The 15,502-nt window shown below is 36.9% G+C and carries 17 protein-coding genes and 1 riboswitch; all 17 genes read left to right on the top strand.

The window, feature by feature from the left end:
• Nucleotides 1–117: 117 nt before the first annotated feature.
• The 17 genes from MRZ08_RS06940 to MRZ08_RS06860 all read left to right on the top strand — a co-directional run bounded on the left by MRZ08_RS06940 (nt 118) and on the right by MRZ08_RS06860 (nt 15,361).
• A complete protein-coding gene (locus MRZ08_RS06940) occupies nt 118–855 on the top strand; it encodes a hypothetical protein (RefSeq protein ID WP_297380981.1) in 738 nt (245 codons plus the stop codon).
• A gap of 9 nt (nt 856–864) precedes the next feature.
• Complete coding sequence (locus MRZ08_RS06935) at nt 865–1,152, top strand: cupin domain-containing protein (protein ID WP_297380978.1); 288 nt, start codon at nt 865–867, stop codon at nt 1,150–1,152.
• Between the two features lie 32 nt (nt 1,153–1,184).
• Nucleotides 1,185–2,033, top strand: a complete 849-nt coding sequence (locus MRZ08_RS06930; RefSeq protein WP_297380975.1) for a GNAT family N-acetyltransferase — start codon at nt 1,185–1,187, stop codon at nt 2,031–2,033.
• 5 nt (nt 2,034–2,038) lie between these two features.
• Entirely contained in the window at nt 2,039–3,157 is a 1,119-nt protein-coding gene (hemW, locus tag MRZ08_RS06925; protein WP_297380972.1) for a radical SAM family heme chaperone HemW, read from the top strand.
• Between the two features lie 65 nt (nt 3,158–3,222).
• Nucleotides 3,223–4,176 (top strand): 3-hydroxyacyl-CoA dehydrogenase, encoded by a 954-nt coding sequence (locus MRZ08_RS06920; RefSeq protein WP_297380969.1) that lies wholly within the window; start codon nt 3,223–3,225, stop codon nt 4,174–4,176.
• A 192-nt stretch (nt 4,177–4,368) separates the two neighbouring features.
• A complete protein-coding gene (gene hrcA, locus MRZ08_RS06915) occupies nt 4,369–5,382 on the top strand; it encodes a heat-inducible transcriptional repressor HrcA (RefSeq protein WP_297380966.1) in 1,014 nt (337 codons plus the stop codon).
• Between the two features lie 15 nt (nt 5,383–5,397).
• Nucleotides 5,398–5,934 carry a nucleotide exchange factor GrpE gene (gene grpE, locus MRZ08_RS06910; RefSeq protein WP_297380963.1) on the top strand — a complete coding sequence of 179 codons (537 nt, stop codon included), beginning with the start codon at nt 5,398–5,400 and terminating at the stop codon, nt 5,932–5,934.
• Nucleotides 5,935–5,943: 9 nt separating this feature from the next.
• Nucleotides 5,944–7,761 carry a molecular chaperone DnaK gene (gene dnaK / locus MRZ08_RS06905; protein WP_297380960.1) on the top strand — a complete coding sequence of 606 codons (1,818 nt, stop codon included), beginning with the start codon at nt 5,944–5,946 and terminating at the stop codon, nt 7,759–7,761.
• Nucleotides 7,762–7,978: 217 nt separating this feature from the next.
• Nucleotides 7,979–9,097 (top strand): molecular chaperone DnaJ, encoded by a 1,119-nt coding sequence (gene dnaJ, locus MRZ08_RS06900; RefSeq protein ID WP_297380957.1) that lies wholly within the window; start codon nt 7,979–7,981, stop codon nt 9,095–9,097.
• Nucleotides 9,097–10,392, top strand: a complete 1,296-nt coding sequence (mtaB, locus tag MRZ08_RS06895; RefSeq protein WP_297380954.1) for a tRNA (N(6)-L-threonylcarbamoyladenosine(37)-C(2))-methylthiotransferase MtaB — start codon at nt 9,097–9,099, stop codon at nt 10,390–10,392. Before dnaJ ends, mtaB begins: the two co-directional genes overlap by 1 nt.
• A gap of 76 nt (nt 10,393–10,468) precedes the next feature.
• Nucleotides 10,469–10,810 carry a histidine triad nucleotide-binding protein gene (locus tag MRZ08_RS06890; RefSeq protein WP_297380952.1) on the top strand — a complete coding sequence of 114 codons (342 nt, stop codon included), beginning with the start codon at nt 10,469–10,471 and terminating at the stop codon, nt 10,808–10,810.
• Between the two features lie 36 nt (nt 10,811–10,846).
• A complete protein-coding gene (gene rpsU / locus MRZ08_RS06885) occupies nt 10,847–11,029 on the top strand; it encodes a 30S ribosomal protein S21 (protein WP_015778089.1) in 183 nt (60 codons plus the stop codon).
• 219 nt (nt 11,030–11,248) lie between these two features.
• Nucleotides 11,249–11,360: riboswitch (FMN riboswitch) on the top strand.
• A gap of 76 nt (nt 11,361–11,436) precedes the next feature.
• The gene (gene ribD, locus MRZ08_RS06880; protein ID WP_297380949.1) at nt 11,437–12,510 is read left to right on the top strand and encodes a bifunctional diaminohydroxyphosphoribosylaminopyrimidine deaminase/5-amino-6-(5-phosphoribosylamino)uracil reductase RibD; all 1,074 of its coding nucleotides are present in this window, start codon (nt 11,437–11,439) and stop codon (nt 12,508–12,510) included.
• Nucleotides 12,491–13,105 (top strand): riboflavin synthase, encoded by a 615-nt coding sequence (locus MRZ08_RS06875; protein ID WP_297380947.1) that lies wholly within the window; start codon nt 12,491–12,493, stop codon nt 13,103–13,105. The genes ribD and MRZ08_RS06875 overlap by 20 nt, the downstream gene beginning before the upstream one ends.
• Nucleotides 13,106–14,314, top strand: a complete 1,209-nt coding sequence (ribA, locus tag MRZ08_RS06870) for a GTP cyclohydrolase II (RefSeq protein ID WP_297380945.1) — start codon at nt 13,106–13,108, stop codon at nt 14,312–14,314.
• A complete protein-coding gene (ribE, locus tag MRZ08_RS06865) occupies nt 14,307–14,768 on the top strand; it encodes a 6,7-dimethyl-8-ribityllumazine synthase (RefSeq protein ID WP_015778085.1) in 462 nt (153 codons plus the stop codon). The genes ribA and ribE overlap by 8 nt, the downstream gene beginning before the upstream one ends.
• Nucleotides 14,765–15,361, top strand: coding sequence for an HAD hydrolase-like protein (locus MRZ08_RS06860; protein WP_297380941.1), 597 nt, complete (start codon nt 14,765–14,767; stop codon nt 15,359–15,361). The genes ribE and MRZ08_RS06860 overlap by 4 nt, the downstream gene beginning before the upstream one ends.
• Nucleotides 15,362–15,502 lie beyond the last annotated feature (141 nt).

Genomic DNA, 15,502 nt, shown 5'->3' with positions numbered 1-15,502 from the left:
GAGAAAGAAGTTCTCCCTACTCTTAGAAATCTTGTCGGAGAAATCCTATAAATTATTATTCTTGCGAAAATTGGGTATAGTGTTAATGTTGATAGTAATTATCATTAAGGAGAATTTATGGAAAATATAGACAAGAAGATTTATAAAGTTAAAATTTTAGATATAAAAGATGAGTTTAAGAATGTTAAGACCTATACCCTAGAAAAGCCAGAGGGACTTAGTTGGGAGGAAGGTTCAAGCTTTCATCTAGCCATCCCTGGTTTTAATGAAGGGGGAGAGGTTAATAAGAAACTTGTCCACCACCTTAGTATCAACACCCTAACAGATGATGATACTGTGAACTTTACGACCAAGTTTTCTATAAGAAAGTCTGACTTTAAGAAGGCTCTTTTAGAAAAAGAGGTAGGAGATTATCTGGAATTCTTTAAGGTCAGATGTCACATGAAGCTTAGAAGAGAAAATAGACCTATTGTTCTTTTATCCATGGGAATCGGTCTTACTACAATGAGACCTTTGATCAATAAATTTAAGAAAGATCCAAGTGGGATTCCTGAACTTTTAAGCATAAATGTAGCAAGAAAGGACAATCACCTATTTGAATCCGAGATTTCTAAAGTAGATGACAAGATATTTAGACAAGTTTGGGTGGACTCTAGGGCAAACTTCTTTGAGACCTTAAGAGAGATGGAAGCTAAGGATTCTATCTTCTATGTAGTAGGAAGCAATGAGTTCCTCCTAGATAATATCGTAACTCTTAGAGAGCTTGGAGTAGATGATAAGGACATAATGATTGATCTAAATGATAAGAAAAGAGCTACCATGTTTATGGCAGCTGATAACCATATTTTTTTGTAAGGAGGATTTATGAAGAAGTTAAGTGCTAATATTTTGGATGGGAAGTTTGAACATTTAATCGACGAAGACAAACTACAAGTGACCCACCTACAGATAAAATCTGGCGAAGAAATACCAAGTCATAAGTCTGACAAGACTGTTATAGTTGTTATTTATAAGGGCAAGGTTGAATTCACTGGAGAAGATGGGAAAGACCTTATCCTTCCTGGCGATATAATCAGGATGGATCCAAATGAAATCCACTCCCTTAAGGCAATAGAGGATAGTGACTTGTTAGTTATAAAGGCGGCGATTTAAGACGAAAGTCGCCTTTTTACATAGGAGAAATTATGAATATTGATATTAATACAGATAAGATTACTCTTAAGGGCGAAAGAATAAGGCTTAGAGCCTTTAGAAAAACTGACCTAGACGATTTATATAACTACGCCAAGACTCCAGGTCTTGGAGAGGCAGCTGGTTGGTTCCACCATAAGTCAAAGGAAGAAAGCAAAGAAATCCTAGAAACATTTATAAAAAATAAGAATATCCTAGCCATAGATATGGACGGCAGGGTTATAGGATCAATAGGAATCCATAAGTATGATGAAGAATTTTTTGACAACCTAGCTGACAAGAAGGCAGCAGAGCTTGGTTTTGTCTTATCGAGTGATTTCCATAAGCAGGGGATAATGACAGAGGCCTTGGAGATTCTTATCTCCTACCTATTTGACGAAGTCGGACTAGATGTTTTAGTTGGAGGATTCTACAGAGGAAATTTCAAATCCAAAAAGCTCCATGAGAAATTAAATTACAAGTATTATTCTTCCCATCTTACAAAAACAAATATGGGAACTATGGAAGTTACTCATGAATACATCCTTAGTAAGGAAGACTTTGAAAAATATTTAGCTAGCAAAACGGATAAGGAAACTGAAGTTAGCGAGATGGAAGATGACAAAGCTATTAAAAAATTCGATAAGCAAATTATCTACCACAAGGATTTAAAATTGGGAGGAGAGGCCATCATTAAGGCCAAATACCCAAATACTCTAATCTTTGTAAGAATTGGTTTAATCGAATATAAGTCTAAGATTTATCCAGGAGGAGACCTTATTAGGATTGAAGAGGGTGGAGATATCGAGCTTAAAGGACTTAGAGACAGTGAGATCATTGTGGTTGAAAGTGATTTGAGATAGAAGTTATGAAAAAAGTTGGTTGCTATATCCACATTCCCTTTTGTGAGAAAAAATGCTATTATTGTGACTTTGCAGCATTTGAGGGACTCGAAAATTGGATTGACACATACATCGACAATTTAATAAAAGAAATCCGCCTCTATAGAGAGAATATGGACCTTGCAATTGATACAATCTATATAGGTGGTGGGACCCCTTCTTATATTAATCCTTCATATATTGAGAAAATTATAGGAGAAGTAAGGGAATTTGATACAGATATCAAAGAATTTAGCCTAGAATGCAATCCTAATTCTATTGATGAAGCTAAATTACAAGCCTATAAGGATCTGGGTGTGACTAGGATTTCACTAGGAGTCCAGTCCTTTGATGATAAGGTCCTAAGAAATATTGGTAGAAATCACAATAAAGAAATAGCCATAAGAGACATTAAGCTAATCAAAAGCTTTGGCTTTGATTTATCCTTTGACCTTATGCTTAATCTGCCTGGCCAAGATTTCGATTCTGTCAAAAAGGACCTAGAAATGGTAAAGATCCTTTCACCAGACCATATTTCCTGGTATTCATTAATCTTAGATAAGGGATCTAGGTTTTATGCTTTAGATAAAAAAGGCGAGCTAGACTTAATGGAGGATGACCTCGAGGTCGATATATTTTCATATCTGGTTGATGAGTTAGAAAAATTGGGCCTTAAAAGATATGAGATATCAAATTTTGCAAGATCTGGCAAGGAGTCAATCCACAACAAGAAATATTGGAATATAGATGACTATATTGCTTTTGGCATTGGAGCTTCGGGATTTTTGTCTAATAAGAGATATAACAACACGAGAAACTTTGTAAAATATGATAAGGCTCTTAGAGAAGGAAAGTACCCTATTGTTTTTGAGGAATTTATAGATAAAGATGAAAGGGAGAAGGAATATATTATCTTTAAGCTTAGAGAATGCGAGGGCATAAATCTAGCTGAGTTTAGAGAAAAGTTTGCCTGTGATTTCTTAGTTAAATATAAGGGTGTGATAGAAAAATTCAAGGACCAGGATTTCTATAAGATAGATGAGAACTTTTATTTTACTAAAAAGGGAATGAGTCTTTCCAATGAATTCTATATAGAAATTATTTAAATTTTAATGAATTATATTTTCCTAAGTGGGTAAATATCATATAGAATATATAAGGAGATGATATTATGGAAATTAAAAAAATAACTGTTGCGGGCGGTGGAGTTTTGGGAGCACAAATTGCCTATGCTGCAGCCTTTCACGGTTTTGACGTTACTATATGGGGAAGAAGCGAAGGATCAATTGAAAGAGCTAAGCCAAGAATTGACAAGGTATATGAGACTTACACTAAAGAATTGGAGCTTGCACCAAGATATATAGGTGCTGAATTTCCAATGTATCCTAGGTCCTTTTTTGAAAATCCTAGTGAAATTAATTTAGAAAAAATCGAAGAGTTAAAGAAAAATAACGAGAAAGCCTACAAAGATTTAAAATACACAGTAGACCTGGAAGAGGCCTTTGCTGATGCTGATCTAGTAATCGAGGCTATAGCAGAGAAAGCCAACGAGAAGAGGGACTTTTATGATAAAATTAAAGATATCCTAAAAGATGATGCAATACTTGCTTCAAACTCTTCAACCTTTATGCCATCTATGCTTAAAGACTTCACTGGAAGGGAAGAAAGGTTCTTGCACCTACACTTCGCAAACAATATCCACAGACAAAATCTAGCAGAAGTTATGGGTCATGACACTACAAGTAAGGAAGTTATAGATGTTGTAGCTCAATTTGCAAGAGATATAGGAATGTATCCTGCTATTATAAAAAAAGAAAATCCTGGCTATATCCTAAACTCAATACTCGTCCCTCTATTAGATGCAGCTCTTGCTCTTTACGGAGATGATATTGCAGAGCCAAAAGATATAGATATGGACTGGAAGATTGGAACAGGTTCACCAAAGGGCCCTTTCGAGATGATCGATATTATAGGAATTACTACCGTAATTAATATTACAAGCACAAGAGAAGATGCCAAAGATACATCAACTCCTATGGGCAAGGCTCTTAAGAAACTTAAGGAAAGAGAAGCCAAGGGACTTAAAGGAATTGAGACAGGAGAAGGCTTCTACAAATATAAATAAATTAATAATGCTTCTAAGATTGAGTCTTGGGAGCATTTTTGGTGTAGTGATCTAAAGATTCACTCTAGACTTTTACTTAAGAGCTTATACATATCTTGTAAATATATTTACTTTTAACTTGACAATGATTTTAGACTAAGTATACTATAATTAGCAGTCGGAAGTAAAGAGTGCTAAAAGGAGTGAGAAGCTTTGAAAGATAGAAGAACGCAAATACTTTTCTCTATCATAGACTCATATATTTTTAAGGGAGAGCCTGTAGGCTCCAAGTCTTTGGCTGATGATTACTCATTTGATGTATCGCCGGCTACTATAAGAAATGATATGAGTACTCTAGAGAAAAAGGGGTTCTTGAAGAAAGCTCATACATCTAGTGGCAGATTGCCTTCTGATAAGGGTTATAGACTATTTGTCGACTACCTTTTGGAAAATGGCCTTGTGGGTGTCAGTGACAATTACGATGTCAAAAATATCAGACAAATTCTCGATAAGAGATACCACAATGCTAGCGACATCATTGAGACTGCGACCAAAACTTTGGCAGCTATGACTAATCTTACAGCTGTATCAGTAAGTTACAAGAAAGAGATTTCAAAGATTGTTAGCATTGAACTAATAAGGGTAAGTGAGAACTTCCTCTTACTAATAGCAGTTTTTGATAATGGTTCTTTGGTAAATGATCAGATTATCTTAGACTTTCCGATAAGCGATGAAGATTTAAGAAATATCAATCTGATATTAAATCACGAACTAGTTGGACTTAAGCTTTCTGATATGAATAAGAAGCTGGTTGAGCTTGAAGATAAAATCCTTAGAGACTATACAAATCTAATCGATATAATAGGAACAAGGATTGAAAGAAACTCCAAAGATGGAACTGATAGAGATGTCAAAATCGAAGGAATTGGTAATATCTTCAATTTCAAGGAATTTGATGATTTATCAAAGGCCAGAGATCTAATCAAGTTATTTGATAGTAAAGATGATATAAGAAGTCTTTGGTCAGATATTGAAGATGATAGTTTAGTAATTACTATTGGCGAAGAAAACGCTATAGACTTACTGAAGGATACCACTATAATCACATCGTTTTTCAATGTGGACGAAAACACAGTTGGAAAGATTGGAATTGTAGGACTTACAAGGATTAACTACAGAGATGTTATAGCGAGTATCAAGATGATTTCTGACTTATTAAACGAGTAAAGGAAGGTAAATGTCTTGGCAAATGAAGAAAAAAAAGATGAAAATTTAGATATAGAAGATAAAGAAATAGACGAAGAAGATTATATAGAGGCCGAAATCGTAGATGATGAAGAAGATAGTAAAGATTCTGAAACAGAAGAAGTAAATGAGTATCAAGAAAGATACCAAAGACTTCTAGCTGATTTCGAAAACTATAAGAAAAGAGAAGAAGCTAGCAAGGCTGACTTTAAGAAGTTCGCCCAGAGCTCACTAATAGAAAAACTTCTACCAGTTATAGACAATCTCGACAGGGCTTTAGCAAAGGCTGACGAAGACGATGCTTTCGTTGAAGGTGTTATCATGACTAGGAAAGAGTTGATGAAAATCCTAGAAAACGAAGGTCTTGAAGAAATTGAATCTGATGGCTGTGAGTTTGATCACAATGTTCATCAAGCAGTCCTTGCCGAGGAAAACGACGAAGTAGAAGAAAATCATATAATAGAAACATTCCAAAAAGGATACAAACTAAACGGCAGAGTCCTTAGACCAGCTATGGTTAAGGTAAGTAAATAGGAGGAAAATATGGCTAAAATTATAGGAATTGACTTAGGTACAACAAACTCAGCAGTAGCTGTAATGGAAGGTGGAACATCTACTATAATTCCAAACAGCGAAGGAAATAGAACAACACCATCAATCGTAGCTTTCTCAAAAGATGGAGAAAGACTTGTTGGTGAAACAGCAAAAAGACAAGCAATCACAAACCCAGACAGAACTATAGCATCTGTTAAAAGAGAAATGGGAACTGATTGGAAGACACCAGAAATTGATGGTAAGACATACACACCAGAAGAAATCTCAGCAATGATTCTTCAAAAACTAAAATCAGATGCTGAAAACTATCTAAATGATACAGTAACAAATGCAGTAATTACAGTACCTGCTTACTTTACTGATGCTCAAAGACAAGCAACAAAGGATGCTGGACAAATCGCAGGTCTTAAGGTAGACAGAATTATAAACGAGCCAACAGCAGCAGCTCTTGCTTATGGAATGGACAAGGAAACTGACCAATCTAAGATCATGGTTTACGACCTTGGTGGTGGTACATTCGACGTATCAATCCTTGAAGTAGGAGATGGAGTATTTGAAGTACTTTCAACAAGAGGTAACAACAAACTTGGTGGAGATGACTTCGACAATGCCCTAGTTGACTATCTTGCAAGCGAATTTAAGAAAGAATCTGGAGTTGACTTAACTAAAGACCTTACAGCTATGCAAAGACTAAAAGATGCAGCAGAAAAGGCTAAAAAGGAACTTTCTTCAACAGTATCAACAACAGTTTCTCTACCATTTATTACAGCAGTAGACGGTCAACCTGTCCACTTAGAGCAAACTGTATCAAGAGCTAAGTTCGATGAGCTAACAAAACACCTAGTAGAAGCAACAAGAAAACCAGTAGAAGATGCCCTTAAGGATGCAGGACTTAGCCACAGTGATATAGAAAAAGTCCTACTAGTTGGTGGTTCTACAAGAGTTCCAGCAGTTCAAGAACTTGTTAAAAACCTAATCGGAAGAGAACCACAAAGAGATATCAACCCAGACGAATGTGTTGCCTTAGGTGCAGCTATCCAAGGTGGTGTACTAAGTGGTGAAGTAAAAGACTTACTATTACTTGACGTAACACCTCTATCACTAGGTATCGAAACTCTAGGTGGAGTTGCTACAAAACTAATCGAAAGAAATACAACCATCCCAACAAAGAAATCACAAGTATTTACAACAGCTGCAGATGGTCAAACAGAAGTTGACATCCACGTAGTTCAAGGTGAACGTGAAATGGCAGCAGATAATACAACACTTGGTAGATTCCAACTAACTGGTATACCAGCAGCAAGACGTGGTGTTCCACAAATCGAAGTAACATTCGACATAGATGCTAATGGTATAGTAAATGTTACTGCTAAAGATCAAGGTTCAGGAAAAGAACAAAAGATTACAATCACATCTTCATCTAACCTATCTGACGAAGAAATCGATAGAAAAGTAAAAGAAGCTGAACAATTCGCTGAAGAAGATAAGAAGAAAAAAGAAGGTATAGACGCTAAAAACAACGCAGAAAACCTAGTATATCAAGCAAGAAAAACAATAGAAGATGCTAAAATTGAAGGAAGCGAAAAAGAAGAGATGGAAGCTGAAATCAACAAGCTTGAAGAAGCTATCAAGGCAGATGACATCGACGATATCAAGGCAAAAACAGAAGCCTTAACTCAAAAAATCTACTCCATGAGTGAAGCTATGTATAAGGCAAACGAAGCAGCAGGTGAAGCTAATGGTGGAAATGCAGACGACGATGTAGTAGATGCTGATTACGAAGTAATTGATGATGACGAAGAATAATTCGCGATTGCAAGTAATTATCAAAAGAGTATAATTAAAGAAAAATAATAGAGGGGATGTTGCAGAATGAATAATCGTCCCGAATATTAGAAGAAGCTAGGGGAAGCTAGTCCAGAGTCTGAAAGTCACAGACGACCAGACTCTTTCCCAGAAGCTTCTAATGATGGACGATAGGATTCATATTGCAACAGCTCCTTTTTTAGTGGATGGAGGATAAATGAGAGACCCTTATGAAGTGCTTGGGGTAGAAAAGACCGCAGGCCAAAGTGAAATAAAAAGAGAATATAGAAAACTTGCCAAGAAATACCATCCAGACCTTAACCCAGATAATGAAGAGGCAGCTGAAAAGTTTAAGGAAGCAACTCTTGCCTACGAAATCCTCTCTGATGAAGAGAAAAGAAGTCAGTACGATAGGTTCGGAGCAAGCGCCTTTGAGGGTGGTCAAGGTGGATTTTCTGGATTTTCTCAAGGTGGATTTGATGATATTTTTGGAGACTTGTTTGGAGATCTATTTGGCGGAGGCTTCTCAAATGCGAAATCTGCCAATAGGCCAATCAAGGGAGCTGATATTCAACAAGTAGTAAACTTAACTTTCCAAGAATCAGCCTTTGGTGTGAGCAAGGAAATCCAAGTAAGGCATGAAGTAGCCTGCCATGTGTGCCATGGAGAAAAAAGTGAGGATCCAAGTAAGGTCCACACTTGCGATAAGTGTAATGGTAGGGGAGTGGTTAACCAAGTTAGCCAAACTGCCTTTGGTACCATGTCAAGGACCGTTACCTGCGATAAATGTGGAGGAACTGGCCAAGTTATAGAAGAGCCTTGCAAGAACTGTAAGGGAACTGGTAAGGAATTTAAGTCTGAAAAGGTCAAGGTGGATATTCCTGCAGGAGTAGAAGATAACAACATTATAAGAGTATCTGGCAAGGGCCATGTAGGAGAAAATGGAGGTCCTTATGGAGACCTTTACCTAGTGCTTAAGGTAGCTGAGCATGAAATATTTAAAAGAGATGGACTTGATATCTACTACGAGATGCCTATAAGCTTTACCACAGCAGCCCTTGGAGGAGAGATCCAAATTCCTACCCTTAAGTCAACCAAAAGCTACGAAATTCCAGCAGGTACTCAAACTGGAACTAAGTTTAAATTAAAGGGCGAAGGAATCCACGATAAGAGAAGAGGAAGAAAGGGAAATCTATACTTCTTTGTCAAGGTTATAACTCCTAAAAAGCTAAATAAGGAGCAAAAAAAGGCCCTAGAGGCCTATGCCAATGTCAGTGGTGAAGAAGTTAAGGAAGAGAAATCTTTCTTCGATAAATTGAAGGACTTTTTTGATTAATGAAAAATACATTCAATATAATAACCCTAGGTTGTAAAGTAAATCAGTACGAATCTGAAGCTGTAGAAGAAATCTTTCAAGCTAGAGGCTACGAAAAAAAACAAAATAATGCAGATATCTATGTAATAAACACCTGCACTGTTACAAATATGAGTGACAGGAAGTCTAGGCAGATGATATCAAGGGCCAGAAGAGACAATCCAGAAGCAGTAATTGCCGTAATGGGTTGCTATTCGCAAGTAAAGCCTGAGGAAGTAGCAGCCATTGAGGGAGTAGATGTTGTCTTAGGTTCAAGAAATAAGGAAGAAGTGGTTGATCTTTGTGAAAATGTCCTTCAAAATAAAAAGGCAATAGACAAGGTCCTATCCTTTAGTGAAACCAAAACTATAGAAGAACTTGAGATATCTAACCAAGAGGCCATGACTCGTGCCTATATGAAAATCCAAGATGGCTGCAATATGTACTGCTCCTATTGTCTAATTCCTTATGCTAGAGGTAATATTGCAAGTAGGGATATGGATTCTATTAAAGAAGAGGCAAATAGACTTGCCCAAAACGGCTATAAGGAAATAGTCCTTACCGGAATCCACGTTGCAAGCTATGGCAAGGATTTGAGAAATGGGACAAGTCTTATTGATGTAATAGAAGAAGTCGCAAAGACAGAAGGAATCGAAAGAATAAGGCTATCTTCTATGGAACCAAGGCATATTACAAGAGACTTCCTAGAAAGAATGAAGGCGACAGGAAAGGCTTGCGATCACTTCCACCTATCCCTCCAATCAGGTTCAGATGATATTTTAAGGGCGATGAATAGGAAGTATGACACTAAAATTTTCAAAGAAAAGGTCGACCTAATAAGAGAAGTCTTCCCTAATGCTGGCCTTACTACAGATATAATAGTAGGATTTCCAACAGAAACAGAAGAGAACCACGAAGAGACCAAAGACTTCGTTAAGGAAATTAAATTTGCCAAGACCCATTTATTCAAATATTCCAAAAGAGATGGGACAAAGGCAGCTTCTATGAAGCCAGAAGTTGATGGCAATGTCAAAAAAGAAAGACTCAAAGAGCTTGAAGCAATAGAGGAAGTAAACAGATTAAATTTCCTCAAAAACCAAATAGGTAAGACTTTGTCTGTATTATTTGAAAGTAAGTCCGATATGGAAGGATATAAGTCAGGATATTCTACAAACTATCTGAGAGTAAATGTCAAAGCTGATATAGGAGATAATGAAATTAGGAATGTCCTAATCACTGAAATAAAAAACGACGAATTGATAGGGATTTTATCCTAAATTCATAAAAAAATTGGGATTTAGTCTTTACCTAGGACCCAATTTATGGTATTATATATAGCAATGGGGGTGAAGTATGGATTGTGTATTTTGTAAGATTATAAACAAGGAGATTCCTTCAGATATAATCTATGAAGATAGTGATGTTATTGCATTTAACGATTTAGATCCACAAGCACCTATCCATTTTCTTGTAATACCAAAAAAGCACATTCAAAGCATAGCTACATTAGAAGAGGCTGACAGCCAAATCATAAGTCATGTCTTTGCTACTATCAAAAAGATAGCTAGCGAGAAAGGCCTTGATGAAAATGGCTATAGGGTTGTAACTAATGTCGGTGAAGATGGGGGACAAAGCGTGCCTCATTTGCATTTCCATGTACTTGGAGGCAGAGGATTTAAGTGGCCACCAGGTTGATGGAAGTTAGTGCGAATACGAGAGGGGGGATAGAAGATGACAGAGATCAGAGTTGGAGAAAACGAATCAATCGATAGTGCAATCAAAAGATTCAAAAGACAATGCGCAAGATCCGGTGTACTTTCTGAATACAGAAGAAGAGAACACTACGAAAAACCAAGCGTTATAAGAAAAAAGAAAAATGACGCTGCTAAGAGAAAAAACAGAAAAAACAGATAATAATTTAAGAAGCTTCGGCTTCTTTTTTTATTGGCTTTTATAGAATATTACTTTGGGTGATATTTAGACTTAAAGAAAATATAGATTAGCTTTTAATTTGAAATTATTAGAAGGAAAACATTTGAAAATACAAGTTTTCCTAAAATTTTACATAAAAATTCAAAAAAGTCTTGACAAAACTTCTACAATGGCTTATACTTATATTAAGTTAATAATAAATTTGATCTTCAGGGCGGAGTGCAAGTCTCCACCGGCAGTAAAGTCTGCGAGCGAAAGCCGAATCGGTGAAATTCCGATACCGACAGTATAGTCTGGATGAAAGAAGAGTTTTTCTATGCTTATTTTGCATACTTATAAATTCGGAGTCCCTGAAAGGGGGCTTTTTTTAGTCTCCAAAAGGAGAAGAAATGAATTATGATAACTTAATGAAAGAATGTTTCGACCTAGCACGAAAGGGTGCTGGAAAGGTTTTGACAAATCCTATGGTTGGAGCAATTCTTGTAAAAGATGGAGAGATAATAGCAAAAGGCTATCACAAAAGCTTTACCGACGACCATGCAGAAATCGATTGCTTTAATAATCTTAAGAAATCTGCCGAAGGAGCTACTCTGATAGTAAATCTCGAGCCCTGTTCCCATTTTGGCAAGCATCCTCCCTGTGTCGATGAAGTCATAAGGAGGAAGGTAAAGAGAGTAGTAATCTCTAATATTGATACCAATCCCAAGGTGGACGGTCTTAGCAAGTTAAAGAATGCTGGAATAGAGGTCATTACAGGGGTTCTAGAGGATGAAGGTAAGAAATTGAATGAGAAATTTTTCTTCAACATGGAAAACAAAAGACCTCTAGTAGCTTTAAAATATGCTCAGAGCTTGGATGGGAAAATCGCCACAGGATCTTTTGATTCTAAGTGGATCACAAATGACGAATCTAGGGCCTATGTCCATAAACTAAGGAGCGAATATGATGCAATCCTAGTTGGTGCTAACACCCTAAGGCAGGATAATCCAAGACTTACTTCAAGGATTGAAGGAGGAGTTAATCCTTATAGGATTATCCTTTCTGATAAGCTAGAAATTGATAAAGACAGAGAAGTCTTTAGGGAAAATTCTGATAAGAAAACTTATATCGCCACAATTTCTGACAAAGATATAGATATCAATGCAGAAGTTATAAGGTGTAAGGAAAAAGACGGCAGGGTTGATCTTAAGGACTTGCTTAATAAGTTATACGATAGAAATATAGGATCAGTCCTTGTAGAAGGAGGATCTCTTGTAAATAACTCCTTCCTAGAAGAAGACCTAGTAGATAAAATCTATCAGTTTATGGCTCCAATAATTGTATCCGGCAAGGATTCAAGGTCCGCCTTTATAGGAGAAGGGGCGAAATTCATAAAAGATGCTAAGAGATTTTCCATAGATGATATCAAAAGATTTGGTATTGATGTGATGTTTGAGGTAAATAATGTTTACAGGAATAGCTGAAGAATTGGGAATAGTTAAGGAATTTAAGCAAAAATCGGATACAGTCGAAATTAAAATTTCTTGCAAAAAAGTCCTAGAAGATACAAAGCTGGGAGATTCGATAATGACTGACGGGGTTTGCCTTACAGTTACTGAAATGACGGATTCCTACTACAAGGCCGATATCATGAATGAATCTCTTAAGAAGACTAAGTTTGATCGAAGTCTTTTGGGAAAAGAAGTCAATCTCGAAAGAGCCCTAAGGTTTTCTGATAGACTGGACGGCCACATAGTCCAAGGCCATGTTGACGGAGTAGGAAGACTTATATCAATTAATAAAAACGTCTATAGGTTCAAAACTACGAGGGATATCGGAAGATATATTGTAAACAAGGGATCAATTGCCATAGATGGCATATCTCTTACAGTATCTTACGAACAAGACGACATCTTCGAAGTTTCCCTCATACCAGAGACCCTCTCTAGGACCAATCTTAAAAATAGAAGGGTCGGAGACTTAGTAAATCTAGAAACAGATATCCTATCAAGGATAGTTGAAAAGTTAAATAGAAGCGAAAAAAAGGAGGATAGAGACTCACTTTTGAGTCTATTGTAGATGAATAGAGTTAAAGAAGCCTTAGAAGCACTTAAAAGAAATGAAATAATCCTAGTTACTGACGATGAGGATAGGGAAAATGAAGGAGACATGATCTGTGCAGGAGAAAATGTAACAGGAGAGATGATCAATATTATGGCAACCTATGCCAAGGGCCTAATCTGTACTCCAATCGGTAAGGAAGTTGCTAGTAGACTTTCCCTAAATCCTATGGTCGCCCAAAACACAGACAATCACGAGACAGCCTTTACTGTTTCAGTAGACCATGTAAATACCTCTACAGGCATATCCGCCTTTGAGAGAGCAGAAACTATTAGGGCTCTTGCCTCAGAAGATTCTAAAGCTAGTGATTTTAGAAGACCAGGACATGTCTTCCCTCTAGTAGCGAAAGACGGAGGAGTTCTCGAAAGAGATGGCCATACAGAAGCTACAGTTGATCTTTTAAGACTTGCAGGACTTAAGGAAGTGGGACTTTGTTGTGAAATTATGGCAGATGATGGCCATATGATGAGGGGAGATGACCTCCTAAAACTTGCCGAGAAGCTAAATCTTAAGGTGACAACTGTCAGTGAGATTAAGGAGTACAGGAAGAGTTTGGAAGTAGATGTAATATCAACCAATCCAGTAAATCTTCCTAGTGAATACGGAAGCTTCAAAGCTTATGGATTTCTTGATAGAAAAACTGGCAAAGAGCATATAGCAATCACCAAGGGCGATATCGAAAAAAGTGGAGTCCTAACAAGGATCCACTCCGAATGCCTTACAGGAGACGTTTTAGGTTCAAGAAGATGCGATTGTGGTAGCCAACTTCATAAGGCCCTAAGAAATATAGAAGAAAATGGCGAGGGAGTCCTTCTTTACTTAAGACAAGAAGGAAGAGGCATAGGACTCTTTAATAAGCTTAAGGCCTACGAACTACAAGAGCACGGCTATGATACAGTAGATGCCAACCTTAAACTAGGCTTTCCAGAAGATATGAGAGACTATAAGATTGCTTCAGAAATGCTAGATAGGCTTGGGGTAAAATCAGTAAAGCTTATGACAAATAACCCTGATAAGATAAATCAATTAGAAGAATACGGAATAAAAGTAGAGTCTAGATGTCCAATAGAAATAAAGTCAAACGAAACAGATAGGAAATATCTAGAAATAAAAGCTTTGAGAATGGGTCATGAACTAGAAGAATTTAAGGAGAGAGAAAATGCGTGAGTTTAGTGCTAATTTAATTTCAAATGATAAAAAATATGCGGTATTGGTTGCAAGATTCAACCACTTTGTAACAGATAGGTTAGTTGAGGGTTGTCTTGATACCCTAAAAAGACACGACACAAAGGAAGAAAATATAGACCTAATTAGGGTTCCAGGAGCCTTCGAGATTCCTTTAGTTGCAAAAAAACTTGCCAAAAAGGACGAGTACGATGCTGTAATCTGCCTTGGTGCAGTTATCCGTGGAGATACACCTCACTTTGACTATGTATGTGCAGAAGTATCCAAGGGAGTTGCCAATGTAAGTCTTGATAGCGATAAGCCTGTAATATTTGGAGTAATTACAGCAGATACAATCGATCAAGCCCTCCAAAGATCAGGTGTGAAGGCTGGTAACAAGGGAAGCGAAGCAGCCCTTGCAGCAATCGAGATGGCAAATCTTATGGATATTCTATGATAGTCATCTTTGACTTCGATGGGACAATTCATAAGACGGAACTAGTCTATAAAGAAGCTCTCTACACAACCTTAAGAGAGCTTGGGATTGACCCAAAAAGTGTAGATTACAAGAAATATATAGGCATGAGCCCAAAGGCCTGCTGGGATGATATCCTAAAGGATGATTCAAACAAAGACCATCTAATCGAGCTAAATGGCAAAAGGATTAGGGAAAACTTATCAAAAACTGGGGCACTTTACGAAAACTCTTATAAAACTCTTAATTATCTAAAAGGAAAATACGACTTATACATCTTAAGTAAGTGTCTAAGAGCCTATATGGATGAGGCGAGAAGAGTCTACAAGCTAGATGATTACTTTAGCAAATACCTAGTGGGCGAAGATTTTGATTTTATAGATAAGTACAAGATCCTAAGGGAAAATGTCAAAGGCGATTATATCATGGTAGGAGACAGGTACGAGGATATAATGGCAGGCTACGAGAATAAGCAAAAAACTATCTTTGCAAGCTACGGTTATGGAAAAGCCCAAGAAGGCGAGAAAGCTACTTATAAGATTAATTCAATAGATGAGCTTATGGATATTTTGTAATTTAAAAGGGGACGAAAGTCCCCTCAGAGCGTCGACAAATCCACTAATAAATCGGATTTATCGGCGCTTTTTCTGTCTGCATTCTTAAAATTATCAGTTTTTCAAAAAATAACGTAAATTTATCTAAAATTGGAGGAATAC

It is taken from the genome of Anaerococcus sp., from assembly GCF_022770135.1.
Lineage (GTDB): Bacteria > Bacillota > Clostridia > Tissierellales > Peptoniphilaceae > Anaerococcus.
This window is presented reverse-complemented; position numbering and strand designations above follow the sequence as displayed.